Annotated in this window: 12 protein-coding genes; 7 read left to right on the top strand and 5 right to left on the bottom strand. The window is 72.2% G+C overall.

The window, feature by feature from the left end:
• Position 1: 1 nt before the first annotated feature.
• The 4 genes from B082_RS0114250 to B082_RS0114230 all read right to left on the bottom strand — a co-directional run bounded on the left by B082_RS0114250 (position 2) and on the right by B082_RS0114230 (position 3,387).
• Positions 2 to 523 (bottom strand): 3-hydroxyanthranilate 3,4-dioxygenase, encoded by a 522-nt coding sequence (locus tag B082_RS0114250; protein ID WP_018552479.1) that lies wholly within the window; start codon positions 521 to 523, stop codon positions 2 to 4.
• Positions 520 to 954 carry a RidA family protein gene (locus B082_RS0114245; protein WP_018552478.1) on the bottom strand — a complete coding sequence of 145 codons (435 nt, stop codon included), beginning with the start codon at positions 952 to 954 and terminating at the stop codon, positions 520 to 522. Before B082_RS0114245 ends, B082_RS0114250 begins: the two co-directional genes overlap by 4 nt.
• Entirely contained in the window at positions 954 to 1,718 is a 765-nt protein-coding gene (locus tag B082_RS0114240) for a 2-keto-4-pentenoate hydratase (protein WP_018552477.1), read from the bottom strand. The genes B082_RS0114245 and B082_RS0114240 overlap by 1 nt, the downstream gene beginning before the upstream one ends.
• A gap of 193 nt (positions 1,719 to 1,911) precedes the next feature.
• Positions 1,912 to 3,387 (bottom strand): 2-hydroxymuconic semialdehyde dehydrogenase, encoded by a 1,476-nt coding sequence (locus B082_RS0114230; RefSeq protein WP_018552475.1) that lies wholly within the window; start codon positions 3,385 to 3,387, stop codon positions 1,912 to 1,914.
• 313 nt (positions 3,388 to 3,700) lie between these two features.
• Between B082_RS0114230 and B082_RS0114225 the strand changes: the two genes are divergently transcribed.
• The 3 genes from B082_RS0114225 (at position 3,701) to B082_RS0114215 (ending at position 7,549) form a co-directional block, all read left to right on the top strand.
• Positions 3,701 to 5,023 (top strand): MFS transporter, encoded by a 1,323-nt coding sequence (locus B082_RS0114225; RefSeq protein ID WP_078622571.1) that lies wholly within the window; start codon positions 3,701 to 3,703, stop codon positions 5,021 to 5,023.
• A complete protein-coding gene (locus B082_RS0114220) occupies positions 5,020 to 6,231 on the top strand; it encodes a carboxylesterase family protein (protein WP_018552473.1) in 1,212 nt (403 codons plus the stop codon). Before B082_RS0114225 ends, B082_RS0114220 begins: the two co-directional genes overlap by 4 nt.
• Before the next feature lie 217 nt (positions 6,232 to 6,448).
• Positions 6,449 to 7,549: a phosphotransferase gene (locus B082_RS0114215; RefSeq protein ID WP_018552472.1), complete on the top strand. Its 1,101-nt coding sequence runs from the start codon at positions 6,449 to 6,451 to the stop codon at positions 7,547 to 7,549.
• Positions 7,550 to 7,662: 113 nt separating this feature from the next.
• On the opposite strand, the gene B082_RS0114210 is transcribed toward B082_RS0114215, so the two are convergent.
• Positions 7,663 to 8,616: a LysR substrate-binding domain-containing protein gene (locus B082_RS0114210; protein WP_018552471.1), complete on the bottom strand. Its 954-nt coding sequence runs from the start codon at positions 8,614 to 8,616 to the stop codon at positions 7,663 to 7,665.
• A gap of 238 nt (positions 8,617 to 8,854) precedes the next feature.
• Between B082_RS0114210 and B082_RS0114205 the strand changes: the two genes are divergently transcribed.
• From B082_RS0114205 to B082_RS0114190, 4 genes are read left to right on the top strand one after another with little or no spacing between them, the layout of a single operon-like run.
• Positions 8,855 to 9,694: a hypothetical protein gene (locus B082_RS0114205; RefSeq protein WP_018552470.1), complete on the top strand. Its 840-nt coding sequence runs from the start codon at positions 8,855 to 8,857 to the stop codon at positions 9,692 to 9,694.
• Positions 9,695 to 9,742: 48 nt separating this feature from the next.
• Positions 9,743 to 10,837, top strand: coding sequence for a sugar phosphate isomerase/epimerase family protein (locus tag B082_RS36115; RefSeq protein ID WP_202454289.1), 1,095 nt, complete (start codon positions 9,743 to 9,745; stop codon positions 10,835 to 10,837).
• Complete coding sequence (locus B082_RS0114195) at positions 10,834 to 12,297, top strand: chlorohydrolase family protein (RefSeq protein ID WP_018552468.1); 1,464 nt, start codon at positions 10,834 to 10,836, stop codon at positions 12,295 to 12,297. The genes B082_RS36115 and B082_RS0114195 overlap by 4 nt, the downstream gene beginning before the upstream one ends.
• Positions 12,294 to 13,805 carry an amidohydrolase family protein gene (locus B082_RS0114190; protein WP_018552467.1) on the top strand — a complete coding sequence of 504 codons (1,512 nt, stop codon included), beginning with the start codon at positions 12,294 to 12,296 and terminating at the stop codon, positions 13,803 to 13,805. The genes B082_RS0114195 and B082_RS0114190 overlap by 4 nt, the downstream gene beginning before the upstream one ends.
• Positions 13,806 to 13,862: the final 57 nt, after the last annotated feature.

Genomic DNA, 13,862 nt, shown 5'->3' with positions numbered 1-13,862 from the left:
GTCAGCCCTTCCCGGGGTGCGGCGTCCCGCACGCGGAGCAGACCCGGGCCCGCTCGTCGCCGTAGAACTCCTCGAAGACCGGGGGCAGATCGGCGACGATGTCGCGGACCTGGAGCTCCACCTCGTGCACGGTCGCGGAACACGAGGGGCAGAACCACAGGAACTTCTCCAGGGTGCCTTCCTCACGGACCCGCTCGATCACCAGACCGATGGAGTCGGGGTCGGGGCGCTGCGGGGAGTGCGGGACGTTGCCCGGCAGCAGCCACGCCTGCCCTTCCTTGATGTGCACGGTCCGCGGGCCGTCGTCGGTCATGAGGTTGACGTGCATGTCCCCCTTGACCTGGTAGAACCACTCCTCGTACGGGTCCAGGTGGAAGTCCGTGCGCTGGTTGGGGCCGCCGACGATCTGCACGATGAAGTCGTTGCCGAGCGACATGGTGCGGTTGTTCACCGGGGGCTTCAGCAGATGCGCGTGGGCGTCGATCCAGCCCTGGAAGTCGATGACCTCGGGGATGTCCGTCACGATGTCTCCTTCGCGTTGGCGGCCGGCAGATGCGCCACGGCCTGGATCTCGATGAGCAGGTGGGGATGGGGGAGCTGGTGCACGGCGACGGTGGTCCTGGCCGGGCCGTTCTCGTCGAAGTACTGGCCGTAGACCTCGTTGTAGCCGCCGAAGTCGTTCATGGAGACCAGATAGGCCGTGACCTGGACGACGTCGGAGAGCGTGCCACCCGCCTCGGCGAGGATGTCCCCGATGTTCTCGATGACGGCACGGGTCTGCGCACGGATGTCGAGGTCGGTGGTGCCCAGCTCGTCCGTGGCCACGCCGACGAAGGAGTTGTCGGGCCGGCGGGAGCTGGTGCCGGAGACGAAGACGAGGTCTCCGGCGCGGCGGAAGTGCGGGAAGCGGCCGCGCGGTCGCGCCTTGCCCGGGACGATTCGTGCCTGTTCCATCAGACGCCCCTCACGCCGACCCGGCCGAGGCCGTCGACTTCGCAGGTGATCACTCCGGCTTCCAGGGGCACCGCCTCGGTGGCGGCGCCCGCGAGCACGGCGTGACCGGCGCGCAGGGGGATGCGCCGCCGCCGGGCCATGTCGAGCAGGGCGTGCAGGGCGTTGACCGGAGCGCCGAGTACGGCCGAGGTCGAACCCCGCACCTCGCGGCCCTGGCCGTGCAGCCGCACGGCCAGGTCGGACACGTCCCCGACGGGTAGCCAGGGGCCGATGACGTAGCCTGCGGCCGACGTGTTGTCCGCGACGACGTCCTCGTAGGTGAAACGGAAGTCCCGGTAGCGGGAGTCGATGATCTCCAGGGCGGGTGCGACGGCGTCCACGCAGGAGACGATGTCGGTGTCCGGATCGTCCAGGTCCACGTCACGGCCCAGCCGGAAGGCGACCTCGGGTTCCACCTTCGGGTGGATGAACCGGGCCAGCTCGACCGTGCCGCCGTCCGCCACGCACATGGCGTCGGTCAGCCGGCCGACGATGATCTCCGAGACCCCCATCTGCTCCATCTTGGCCTTGCTGGTGAACCCCAGCTTGACGCCGGTCACGCGCTCGCCGCGCCCCTGACGCAGGGCGAGGAGCGCGGTCTGCACGGCGTAGGCGTCCTCGACGGTCAGGGTGTGCGTGTCGGCGAGGCTGCGGATGTCCGTGACGGTGCTCTGGGCGGCGTCGAGCCGTTCAGCCAGCGTCCGGACCGTTTCCTCCAGGATCATCGGATGCCTCCTTCGGTGCGGTGCGCGGCGGGCGCGCACGTGGTCGGATGCGCGCCGGGCACGGGGGCCCGGCCGCGGTGCTGGGCGTGGTCGCCCATGGTCACGTCCTTCCGGCCGCCCGGGAGGGGGGCGGCCTGCTCGGTCATGGTCGGGGAAGCCGGCGAGCCCCCGCCGCCGGGGCTGCGGGGGGCCGTCACAGCTGCACGCACACGTTGGTCGGCTCGGTGTAGAAGTGCAGGGAGGACGCGCCTCCCTCACGGCCCAGACCGGAGAGGCCGACACCGCCGAACGGCGAGCGCAGATCGCGCAGGAACCAGGTGTTGACCCAGGACATGCCGACGTTCATGGCCTGCGCCACGCGGTGCCCGCGCCGAAGGTCACGGGTCCACACGGAGGCGGCGAGACCGTAGTCGGTGTCGTTGGCCAGGGCGACGGCCTCGTCCTCCGTGTCGAAGGGGATCAGCGCGGCGACCGGGCCGAATATCTCCTCGCGCACCGGGCGGTCGGCGTTCGTCAGGCCCGTCCACAGCGTCGGTTCGATCCATGAGCCGCCGTCCAGCTCCGTTCCGAGAGCGGGGGTGCCGCCGCCGGTGAGGACCTTCGCGCCCAGCTCACCGGCCAGGTCCAGATAGCCGCGCACCTTCTGCCGGTGGGCCTGCGAGATGAGCGGCCCCGTCGTGGTCGCCGGGTCCAGCGGACTGCCCAGGCGCAGGGAGCGGGCCCGTTCGACCAGACCGTCGGCGATGTCGGCGAAGACCGACCGGTGGACGTAGACCCGCTCGGTGCACAGGCACACCTGGCCGGTGTTGGCGAACACCGACCGGGTCAGGCCGTCCAGGGTCTCTTCGAGGTCGGCGTCGGGGAAGACGAGTGCGGCGTTCTTGCCGCCCAGCTCGAAGGAGACGGGGCGCACGCGCGGTGCCACGGTCCTCATCACGTGGGCGCCGGTCGCCGTGGAGCCGGTGAAGGTGACGCCGTCGATGCCGGGGTGTGTGGTGACGTACTCCCCGGCGGAGCCGCCGCCGAAGCCGTGCACGACGTTGTAGGCGCCTGCCGGGAGCCCCGCTTCGGCGAGCACCTCGGCGAGCAGGGCGGCGGTACCGGGCGTCTCCTCGCTGGGCTTGACCACGACGGTGTTGCCGCAGGCCAGGGCGGGGGCCACCTTCCAGGTGAGCAGCAGGAGCGGGAGGTTCCACGGGACGATGACCGCGACCACCCCGAGGGGCTTGCGCACCGCGTAGTTGAGGGCGTGCCGGCCGCCCGGCAGGTCGGTCAGGAAGGACTCCTGGCCGGCGGCCGCGACGACGTCGGCGAACGTACGGAAGTTGGCGACGGCCCTGGCCACGTCCAGGTCGCGGGCGAGCGCCACGGGCTTGCCCGTGTCGGCCACCTCGGCGGCCACGAACTCGTCGAACCGCGCCTCGATCAGGTCGGCCGCCCGGCGCAGGACCTCGGTCCGCTCCCGCACGGCGGTCGCCGACCAGGGGCCGAGCGCCTTGCGCGCCGCTGTGACGGCCCGGTCGACCAGCGGGGCGTCGGCCTCGTGGACGCGGGAGTGGGCGAGGCCGGTGGCCGGGTCTATGGCGTCGAAACTCTTGCCGCCGTCGTCGGGGTCGATGAAGTGTCCATCGACGAAGTTGCGGATCCACCGCGGAGTCTGTGCCGTCATGGTCTACACCCTGGGATCGCGCAGCCATGACGACAAATGACGTTTCGCGCTTCAGGTATGCCGACTTCGGTATGTCTTCACCAGGCCCCTTCCCATCCCACCGGTCTTTACGCAGGTCAGGGCGGTCCCGGCAGCTTCCATCCGACCGCGCCCGAGTGGCATCGGCCCGGTCCGGCACGACGGGTTCGGTCGCCCGGTATACCCGCACCGCTATAGCTCCGGGACGAAACGGCATTTGTTCCCCCCTGCCGGGGGGCCCAGGATCCACCGAAAGCGCGGGATTCCCCCGCTTCCCCAGCAGACGAGGTGATCCATGAGCGACGCGGACCGTCCCACGGGCGCGAGCAGAACGGCGCTTGCCACGCTTCTCGGAACCACATTGGAGTGGTACGACTTCTTTCTGTACGGCACGGCCGCCGCCCTCATCTTCGACAAGCAGTTCTTCCCCTCCCTGAGCCCCGCGGCGGGCACCCTGGCCGCCTTCTCCACCCTCGCGGTCGGCTTCGTCGCCCGGCCGCTCGGCGGGCTGGTCTTCGGGCACTTCGGTGACCGGCTGGGACGCCGCTCGACGCTGGTGGTCTCTCTGGTGATGATGGGGCTGGGCTCCACCCTCATCGGCGCGGTGCCGAGCTACGACTCCATCGGCCTGTGGGCCCCCGTCCTCCTGGTCGTCCTGCGCGTCGTCCAGGGCATCGGCCTCGGCGGCGAAGGCGCCGGAGCCACCCTGATGTCGATGGAGCACGCCCCCGAGGGGCGGCGCAACCTGTACGCGGGGTTCCCGCAGATGGGAACACCGGCCGGACTGGTCCTGGCGAACATGGTCTTCCTGGCCACCAACTCGCTGGCCGGACACGCCACGTTCACCGCCTGGGCGTGGCGCATCCCGTTCCTGCTGAGTTTCGTCCTGGTGGGCGTCGGACTCGTCGTCCGGCTCCGCGTCACGGAATCGCCGTCCTTCGACCGGGCCCGGCAGGAGGACGAGGTGGTCCGCTTCCCGCTGGCGGAGGCGCTGAAGACCGGACTGCCCCGGCTGGCCGTCACCCTGCTCGCCGTGGTGGCGAACTCGGCGGTCGCCTATGTCTTCATGGTCTTCACGCTGTCCTACGGCACCAAACACCTCGGCTTCGACCAGCAGTTCCTGGTGCTCGGGGTGAGCGCGGCCGCCGTGCTCTGGTTCGTCTCGATACCCCTGTGGACCGCGGTCGCCGACCGCAAGGGGCGCCGCACGCTCTTCATCGGAGGATCGGTCGCCATCCTGCTGTGGTGCGCGGTCTTCTTCCCCCTGCTCGACACGGGAGGCCGCGTACCGGCGCTGCTCGCGCTCGCCGGCATGGGCCTGATCATCCCGGTGACCCACTGCGTCCAGGGCGCCATCATCGCCGACACCTTCCCGGTGCGCGTGCGCTATTCCGGCACCTCTCTGGTCCTCCAGGTCGGCGCGGTGCTCGGTGGCGGTCTGGCCCCCATGATCTCCAGCGCGCTCCTGGGACCGGGCGGGTCCTCGACCGGTGTGACCTGGTATCTGGTGGGCATGTGCGCCCTCAGCCTCGTCGGAGCGGTGGCGCTGTTCCGTATGGTTCCCGAGAGCCCCGTCGAACAGGCCCGGCTCGTCCCCGAACCGGCAGGTGAAGCATGAACACTCCCCGGACGGTCCGCAGCGGCCCCATCCGGTTCGCCACGGCCGGACGATTCGCCCGGCCCCGCCCCGTGGCGGCCGGCGACACCGCCCCGCCGTCCGACGGGATCTGCCCCCAGCCGGCGTCCCGCCTCGAAGCGCTGATGGGCCCGCCTCCCGGCCGGCACCCGCGGAGCGAGGACTGCCTCCACCTCACCGTCACCGCCCCCGCCGCTCCGGCGGCGGGCCGCCCGGTCCTCGTGTGGTTCCACGGCGGCGGCTTCAACAGCGGCTCGGGCATCCTCGACTGGTACGACGGCAGCGCCCTCGCCGCAGAGCAGGACGTCGTCGTGGTCGGCGCGAGCTACCGGCTCGGCGCGCTCGGCTACCTCGTCCACGACGGGGTCAGCGAGGGCAACCTCGGCCTGTACGACCAGATGGAGGCGCTGCGCTGGGTGCGGGCACACATCGCGGACCACGGCGGCGACCCGGGCAACGTCACCGTCTTCGGCCAGTCCGCGGGGGCCCTGTCCGCGCTGCTGCTCCTGCGGACGCCCGAAGCCCGCTCCCTGTTCCGCCGGGTGATCCTTCAGAGCCCGCCGCTCTCCATCGCCACCCGCACCCCGGCCGAGGCGCGCGAGACCGGAAGGATCTTCGCCGCCCACCTCGGCGGCGACCCCCGCACCGCGTCGACGGACGAACTGATCGCCGCCCAGGCACGGACCGCGGCCGACCACCAGCGCCGGAGCGGCGACTTCCTGGCCCCGCCGTTCGGCCCGGTGAGCGGCACCGCGCCCCTGCCCGCCGAAACCGGCCCGGCGCCCTTCGCCGGCCACGCCCCGGACGTCCTGTACGGATGGAACGCCGACGACATGTCCGCCTTCCCCGAGGGCCCGTCCGACAGCGGAAGCGTCGCGGAACGCACCCGGCGCGTGTACGAGGAGCCGCTGCGGGGCCTCCACGAGCGGCTGGCACACCACGGCGCCCGCGTCCACGGATACCGGCTGGACTGGCGGCCGTCCGGCTCACCCCACGGTGCCACCCACTGCGTCGAGATCCCGCTGCTCCTCGGGTCGGAGCGCGCCTGGCGGCACGCGCCGATGCTGGGCACCCTCCCCTGGGCGGAGGTGGACGCGGCCGGCCGGGGCGTACGCGCGGCCTGGGCCGCCTTCGCCCGTACCGGCGACCCGGGCGCCCTGACCGCGCCACTCGTCGCCGTCCCGCGCTGACGGCCCCGGCCCGCTCGCGCGGAGGCGGGCGGGCGCGCCGGCGGAGAACACGCCGCGTCCCTCGCGGGGCGGGTGATCGAAAATGCGTGGCCCGTCGCCCGGGACGCCGGGATACTGCCGCGGTGACCCCGACCGAACCGCCTCAACCGCTGCCGCCTCGTGCCCCGGAGCCAGGGGACCTCGTCCTTGTCGCGGCGCTGCCCTCGGGGCCGGGAGAATGACCATGCACGATGACCAACTGGACGTGACCCCCGAGACCGTTGCGGCCCTGATCCAGGAACAGTTCCCCCGGTGGAGCCGCCTGGCCGTGCGACGCCTGCCGTCGACGGGGACGGTCAACGCCATCTTCCGCGTCGGGAACGACCTCTCCGCGCGCCTCCCGCTGCGTCCGGCCGATCCCGCCGAGGCGCTGGCGGTCCTGGAACGGGAGACCCGGGCGAGTGCGGAGCTGGCCCGGGTGTCTCCGTTCCCCGCCCCGGAACCCGTCGCCCTGGGAAGGCCCGGGGCCGGCTACCCCATGCCGTGGTCCCTCCAGACATGGCTGCCGGGAACGGTCGCCCTCGACGCCGACCCGAGTGGGTCCGACGCGTTCGCCGAGGACCTCGCTGCCTTCATCGCCGCCCTGCGCGCCGCCGGTACGCGGGGGCGGCTGTTCAGCGGCGAGGGCCGTGGCGGTGTGCTCGCCCACCACGATGCCTGGATGGCGAAGTGCTTCGAGGAGAGCGAGGGACTGCTAGGGCCTGTCCGGCGGACCTTCGCGGGCCCGCGACGCCTGGCACGCACTCTCGCCGCACGCCCGAATCACCCAAGTACGTCCAGTACGAGGGCGATTCGGGCGCGCGCCGAGGAGTGGGGTCTCCCCTGTTCGAGCGGAGCCGAGAACTCGGGGATGCACCAGACGCCGCGGGCTGATCCACGAAGATCCGCCGGACAGGCCCTAGACGTGGTCCGGCTGCGCCGGATGTGGAGCCGTTTCCGGGAGTTGCCACGCACGGGCGGCGACGTGATGAGCCACGGTGACCTGATCCCCGGCAACGTCCTGGTCGCGGGAGACCGGCTCGGCGGCGTACTCGACACCGGCGGCTTCGGCCCGGCCGACCCCGCGCTGGATCTGGTCGGTGCCTGGCACCTGTTGCGGTCAGGTCCCCGGGAAGTGCTCCGCGGAACGCTGGGCTGTGACGACGTGGAGTGGGAGCGCGGCAGGGCCTGGGCGTTCCAGCAGGCGATGGGCCTTGTCTGGTACTACGCCGAGAGCAACCCGGCCATGAGCCGCATGGGGCGCCGGACGCTCGACCGCCTCCTGGAGCCTGCGGAGTGACGCGGCCCCGGTCGTAGGCGGTGACCGGGACGGCCGCCTGCCTGCCGCCACGGCCGGCAACGGCCGCGGTTCCGCTCGGGTGAGACCCGCGGGAGCCGGCCGGCGTACGCGCGTCAGCCGGCGTCGGCCGCGGGCCTCAGCATGCCCCGGATCTCCGCCGCCACATCCCGCAGATGCTGGAGCAGGGCCTGGGTGCTGGGGCTGTGGGCGCGCTCGTGCGGCAGCGTCACACCGACGAGCCGGGAGACCGACGGCAGGGGGGTGGGCAGGACGGCGAGCCGGTCGTCACGCTGGGGAATGAGCACCGGCAGCGTGGCCACGGTGTCCGATTCCTCCAGCAGTGTGCGCAACGTCAGGATGGACGTGCACTCCACCCGGTCCTCGGGCAGCGGCAGCTCCGCCTCGAAGAAGACCCGCTCCACCTCCCGGCGCAGGGACGTGTTGGCCACCGGCAGGCTCCACGGGAAGTGCATCAGGTCCGCCAGCCGCGGCGCGTCGAGCGCCTGCGCCGGGTGGCCGGCCCGCGTCACCAGCTTCACCGGCTCGCTGTACAGCTGGATCTGCCGGGTGCGGCCACCGTGGTCCGACGCGTTGAGCCGGCCCACGGTCAGGTCGACCTGGCCGGCCATGAGGTCGGCGAGGAGCACGTCCGGCGGGGCCTCCTTCACGACGACCGTCACCTTGGGCCGCTCCCGCTTGAGCCGGGTGATGGCCTTGGGGAGCAGCAGGCCGGCCCCGGCCAGATGCGTGCCCACGGTGACCGTGCCCACCTGGCCGCTGGTCAGTTCGGCCACGTGCTGGCCCGCCTTGCGGATATGCGCCAGAACCACCTGCGCGTGCTCGATGAACGCCTCTCCGCAGACGGTGGGCGTCACCCCGCGCGGACCGCGGTCGAAGACCTCGGCGCCGAGGATCGCTTCCAGCTCCCGCAGACCACGGGTCACGACCGGCTGAGTCACCCGCAGGTGCTCGGCGGCCCGCATCACGCTGCCGTGCTCGGCGATGGTCGTGAGGAGGACCAGATGGCGCAACTTCAGGCGGCCGTCCAACAGCCTCTCGGGATCCATCGCCTCAGGGTATGCCTCGACGGCTATGGAACAAGAGGTCCAGCAGACGAAACAGGCAAGGGGCGGTAGGGGAAGCCCTCCGAGCGGGGCGGTCCTCATCATGCCCGTACGGCTATGCCGTGGGTCGTAACAAGTATTGGACACGCATGACTTCCGGCGCCGAAACTCACCAGGAACGAACGCAGCAGGAACGGCCGGGAGAGCCCGCACCACCCCGGCGGACTGGGAGAACGACGTGATGGCCCACCACATACCCGCCTCCCCGGGCCCGAGAGTCGCGGCCCGTGAGGTACTGCTCCAGGTGCGCGGTCTGCGAGCGGCCGTGTCGCTCGGCGACGCGGAGTTCCCGGTTCTCGACGACGTGAATTTCGACCTGCGCCGGGGCGAACGTCTCGCGGTGCAGGGGGAGGCCGAGTCGGCCCTCCCGCTGCTCGCCCGTGCCCTGACCGGCCGCCCGGCCCACGGTGACCGGGTAGTCGCGGGTACGACCCGGCTCGCGGGCGGGCCCGTACGCAGCCTGACGGAGCCCGGGGAGCCGGCCCACCGGAGTGCGGGGAACATCGCCCCGCTCGGCCCGGCGGCGCCCGCCCTCCCGCACACCGGGCGTCCACCGGCCGGGCCACGGGTTCTCGTCGCCGACCTGACGGGCCTGTCCGCCGACGAGGCCGGGGCCCGCACCGGCCGGCTGCGGGCCATGGCCCCGGCTCTCGACGCGGACGGCACCGGGCTGATCGTGGTCGGCGGCCCGTTCGCGGCGGTCGCCCGGCTCTGCGACACGCTTCAGATCGTCGCGGGCGGGCGGATCGTCGAACGAGGGCCCGCCGCCGAACTCCGCGCCCGCCCACGGCACGGGCTCACCGAGGCGTTGCGCACGGGAGCCGCCGCACCCCCGCGCGGTGCGGGGACGGGGCGTGGCTGCTTCTTCGAACCGCACTGCCCGCGGGGCCGCGGCCAGGAAAGCTGCCGCCGCGACGTCCCCGGCCCCACCCCTTTCGTCTCGCCCCACGGCTCGGTCACCGTGAAGTGCCACTTTCCGGCACCGGCCGCCCCCCCCTGTCATGAGTCACGGCTGTCATGAATCACGACTGTCATGAATCGCAACGGAACAGCGCAAGGAGAAACACGCATGAAGGTTGGAGTGGACGGCCGCAAGCTTCCCGGGGCGTCGACGCGCTCAGCGGTGGAGAACCTTGGGGCGGCGGCCGAACTCGGCATGGACGGCGTCTTCTTCAGGACCGTCCTCGACGTCACCCCGACGCTGGACCGGCACGTCCTGAAGGAACTGCGCCGGCGCGCGGACGAACTCGGCCTCTACCTGGAGATGGGGCTGGCCAAGGTCAACCCGTACGCCAACGCGGAGGCGCCCGAGGTCCGGGAACTGGGCGGCGGCGACTACACCGCCGGCATGGTCCGGATGATGCGTGCCTGTGCGGAGATCGACTGCCGTGAACTCTGGGTGGGCACCGCCAACTACAAGCCGGGGCTGCCCGGTTACCACGTGTTCGACCGGTTCCGTACCGACGCGTCCTGGAGCGATCAGCTCGCCGGCATCGAGAAGTTCCTCCGCGTCCTGCGTCCCGCGGCCCTGGACCTGGGCTGCCACCTCAACGTCGAGACCCACGAGGAGATCACCTCCTTCGAGGTGGTCCGCCTGGTGGAGGCCGTCGGCCCGGACGCCATCGGGATCACCTACGACTCCGCCAACGTCGTCGCCCGCGGCGAGGACCCCGTCGCGGCCGCCCGCCGCGTGGCCCCGTACGTACGGATGAGCCATGTCCGGGACGTCGCGCTGTTCCGCACCGACTACGGGATCGGACGCATGCTGGCACCCTGCGGCGAGGGCGTCATGGACTGGCCGGCGATCCTCGGAGCCCTGGGTGAGCACCGGCCCGGCCTCAGGCTGTCCATAGAGAACTCCCGGGACCGCACGATCATGCCGATGCACGTGTACGACCCCGCCTGGCTGGCCGCGCACCCCGACCTCACCACCACCGAGCTCGCCGAGACCTTCCGCCTCACCCACGCCTACGAGGACATGGCCGCGGCGGGGGAGAGGCCGACGTTCGACCACCTCACCGGCGCCCCGTGCGACGGGCCCGAACAGCTGCGCTTCATCTCACGCACCGCCGCCCATCTGCGCGAGATCCTCGCCACCGACGGCGAACCCGGCGGCGAACCCGGCGGCGAAGCCGATGGCGAGTCCGTCAGGTCGGCCCGATGAGGACCCGTATCTCGGCCCGGTTCGTCGTCGGCCACGACGGGAGAGACCACGTCGTCCACGAGAACGGCGCGGTCGTCTACGAGGACGACACGGTCATCCACGTCGGCCACGGCTTCGAAGGGCGCGTCGACGTCGAGCGCGACGAGGGGCTCGCCCTGGTCGGCCCCGGCTTCGTCGACCTCAACGCCCTCGGCGACATCGACCACGCGGTCTTCGACACCTACCAGGACGACGCGCTCGCCACCGGCCAGCGGTGGTCGCAGAGCTATCTGGAGCGACGCCACGAGGTCTTCAGCCGCGAGGAGGAGGCGTTCAAACGCCGTTACGCCTTCGGGCAGCTGCTCCTGAACGGCATCACCACCGCCCTGCCCATCGCCTCGGAGATATCCAAGGAATGGGCGGAGACCTACGAGGAGATGGCCGACGCGGCCGAAGCCGCGGTGGAACTCGGGCTGCGCGTCTACCTCGGCCCGAGCTACCGCTCGGCCGTGCCCGTGGTCGACGCCCGGGGCCGCACCCTGCTGCACCACGAACCACGGCTCGGCGAAGCCGGACTGGACGGCGCCGCCCGGTTCGTGGCGGACTTCGACGGCTCCGGTCACGGCCTGGTACGCGGAATGCTCGCCCCCTCCCGGATCGAGACGGTCGCCCCCGCGCTCCTGCGCCGCACCCGCGACCTCGGCGACGAGCTGCGCTGCCCGGTCAGACTGCACGCCGGGCAGACCATGTTCGAGGTCGGTCTCCTGCGCGAGGCCCACGGCCGCCGCCCCATCGAACTCCTCCACGACATCGGCTTCCTGGGGCCACGCACCCTGATCCCCCACGCCTGGGCGGTCGCGGGACACAGCGAACTTCCCGTCCCCGGCGACGACCTCGGCCTCCTGAGCGACAGCGGCACCACCGTGATCTTCTGCCCCATGGCGGTGGCACGCTACGCCGTGGTCCTGGAGTCCTTCGACCGCTACCTCGCCCGTGGCATCCGCATGGCGATGGGCACCGACACCGCCCCGCCCGACATGATCCGCGCGATGGACACCGGGATGGTCCTGACCAAGGCGGTGGAACGCCGGCGCTCCGCCGGCTCCTGCCGCGACCTGTACCACGCGGCGACGGTCGGGGGCGCCGACGCGCTGGGCCGCCCCGACCTCGGACGCCTCGCCGAGGGCACGCGCGCCGACATCACCGTGGTGGACCTGTCGGGCGCCAGGACCGGCCCCGTCGACGACCCGATCCGCACCCTCGTCCTCGCCGCCAACGGCAGGGACGTACGCACCGTCGTCGTCAACGGGCGCACCGTCGTGGACGAGGGCGCCCTCCTCGGCGCACGCCACGACGACCGGGAACGCGCCCAGGCGTACCTCGACCGCTACCGGGCCGGCTACACCGAGCGCGACCACCTCGGCCGCACCGAGCGGGAACTCTTCCCGCCGACCTACCGCATCAGGAGGGCCGCACCATGACCACCGACGGCGACCGCGGCCGCCGCCCGGCCGATCTCCTCCTGACCGGCGGCTGTGTGATCACCATGGACCCGCGGCGGCGGGTGCTCACCGACGGCGCGGTCGCCGTCACCGAGGGCCGCGTCGCCGCCGTCGGCCCCACCCGGGAGATACGGGCCGGCTGGACGGCCCCCGAGACGATCGACTGCACGGGCCAGGTCGTCCTGCCGGGGCTCATAGACGCCCATGGCCACGGCGGGCACGCCCTGCTGAAGACGATCGGCGTCGACTCCCTGTCCTGGTGGATGCGGATCGCGACCCGCACCTACTTCGAGCACGTCACGCCCGGCTACTGGTACGCGGACGGGCGCCTCGCCGCCCTGGAGCGGCTGAAGTCCGGCGTCACCTGCGCGGTGAGCGTCCTCGGCTCCCAGCCCCGCTCCGACCAGCCGGCCTTCGGCGACGCCCACGCCCGCGCCTACGCCGAGACGGGCACCCGCCAGGTGCTCGGCGTCGGCCCGAGCGGTCTGCCCTGGCCGCGCGAAGTGGGCCACTGGACGGGCGGAGCCACGTACCACCGCGAACGCGTGGGCCTCGACCGGATGATGGCCGGGGCGGAGGAGACCGTTGCCGCCTGGCACAACGGAGCCGACGGCCGGATACGGGTGGCCGTCACCCCGTACACCATGGTCCCCTCCCTCGACCCGAGCGGCCCGACCAGCCCCGACCGCGCCACCCGCCTGACCGCACAGGACCGGGAACAGTCCGAACGCGTACGCGACCTCGCGGCCCGCTACGGCACCCGCGTCCACACGGACGCCTTCGGCGGCATGGTCGAACTCGCCCACCGGCTCGACCCGCACGCACTGCTCGGCCCGGACGTCCACTTCCAGCACGGCTTCGGCCTCAGCGCCCGCGAAGTGGCCATCCTGGCCGAAACGGGCACGAGCGTGACGCACGGCCCCGGCGTGGTGGTCGGAGCCCTGCGCGGACGCTGCCCGGTCCCCGAACTGCTGGACGCGGGAGTCACGGTGGCCGTCACCACCGACGGCTGCGCCCCCATGTCGAGCTTCGACCTGTTCACCGCCGTACGCCAGGCCCAGACGCTCTCCCAGCTGCAACTGCGGGACACCTTCCTGCTGCCCCCGGGCAAGCTGCTGGAAATGGTCACCATCGACGCGGCACGCGCCATCGGCTGGGACGACGAGATCGGCTCACTGGAGGAGGGCAAAGCGGCCGACATCATCGTGGTCGACACCCGCCAACCGCACCTCCAGCCCCTGCACATGCCGGTGCACGCACTGGTCTACAAGGCCGGTGGCCAGGACGTCAGCCACGTCGTCGTGGCCGGCCGGGTGCTCATGCGCAACCGGCATCCCACCCGCGTCGACGAAGCCGAAGTGATCGCCGCGGCGGGCGAGGAGGCCCGGCAGGTGATCGCCCGCGGCCGGCTCGACCGTTTCATCACCGCCCCGGTCTGGGGCACTTCGCGGCAGTCCTTTCCGGACCCGGTCCCCTTCGAGGAATGAGCCGACGCACATGACGCCAGCACCCGCGCAATCCCCTTCCAGCCGACCTGACAGGGC

The sequence above is a fragment of the Streptomyces sp. ATexAB-D23 genome, from assembly GCF_000373645.1.
Lineage (GTDB): Bacteria > Actinomycetota > Actinomycetes > Streptomycetales > Streptomycetaceae > Streptomyces > Streptomyces castrisilvae.
This window is presented reverse-complemented; position numbering and strand designations above follow the sequence as displayed.